Here is a 1315-nt window from a genome sequence, read left to right as displayed (position 1 = left end):
TAACAATCGTATTGGAAAGAATGATTAAAGTAGCGCCATGTTAAGTGAATTATTTTAGGGTAAACGTGATATACATCAGACTCTCAGTTGACTATAAATCAGCAAGTTACAGGATAATTAGTCATCAAGCGACTAATTATCCGTCACATTAGGCTTTATCAACTGCTAAATTCTCTTTAATTTTAAGTCTATTCAATAATCCTGAATACTCTCTCAGGTAATTGAAAGGATAATTACCAAAATTTAGATGATATTTGATAGGTTGTTCACACTAAAACTCCGTTACTAGCTAGGTTAGTAACTTTATCCCTTATACCCGTGCATAAACTCTTAGGCTATTTAATTAATTATTTTCGAGAGCTTATTTTATATAAGTACGTTAATAATATATTCGAGAATCAAATACCTACAATCTGACAATGCCTATGATTAGATACATTTACTCATATAATTCAACAAATATGAGACTCAGGGGGATGACATGAGAAGTATGGTGTTCAGCCAAGACATGGGCTTTCAGGAATCACGATGGCATCAACGAAGAGCAATCGACACCATAGCTTTTGGCACCATAGCTCTCAACACCATAGCTCTCAACAGATAGTTTCGTTGAAAGAAGAGCTAAACCGCTCTTGGAGTGGTATTGAAGTGGCGCTTAAATTCGCGACTGAATTGGGATGGGCTCGAGTAGCCGACTCGGCGAGCAGCATCGCTGATTCGTAAGCCTTCTAGTTGAATCAGTTCTTTGGCTTTGTTGAGTCTTACCTTCTTCAAATATTGAAGAGGAGATTCAAAGGTGACATTACGGAATGCATTGTGGAAGGCAGACACGCTCATGTTGGCTTCGTCGGCAAGCGATTGAACAGTGATGGTTTGGTCGTACTCTTCATGCACTTTAGACAGCGCTTTAGCGACACGTGCGTAATGGCCGTCATGATGAGCTAAATCAAACAACACACGCCCTTCTGAACCGGTTAGGGCGCGGTAGACAATTTCGCTGACCATGGCATCGCCCAATATATTGGCTTCAATGTCACAATGTAGAGTTTTGACCAATCGAGTAAAGCTCTCCAGCATTTGCTCTTCCATTGGCGTCGATTCTAAGCCGCTCGAATTCTGCTTGTGCTTGTTGCAGTAGCTCTCTAGAAAGCCTTGGTCTTCCAGCTTTTTGACTAAGCTGTGCAAGCGCTGAGAATCGATGCTTATCGACAAACCAAGCAATGGTTCGCCATTTACAGGTAAGGCTTCACACTCCAATGGCATTGGCACGCCTACCACAAGATAATCACCAGCAGCGTAAGTAACGGGTCTATCG

1 protein-coding gene is annotated in these 1315 nt (G+C 41.4%); it reads right to left on the bottom strand.

Annotation, left to right across the window (positions count from 1 at the left end; translation table 11 throughout):
• Positions 1–621: 621 nt before the first annotated feature.
• Positions 622–1315 (bottom strand): AraC family transcriptional regulator N-terminal domain-containing protein (locus AB4496_RS27040; RefSeq protein ID WP_372133009.1); only part of this gene is annotated, 694 nt, incomplete at its 5' end.

The sequence above is a fragment of the Vibrio sp. 10N.222.46.A1 genome (assembly GCF_041473595.1).
GTDB classification, from domain to species: domain Bacteria; phylum Pseudomonadota; class Gammaproteobacteria; order Enterobacterales; family Vibrionaceae; genus Vibrio; species Vibrio tasmaniensis_A.
This window is presented reverse-complemented; position numbering and strand designations above follow the sequence as displayed.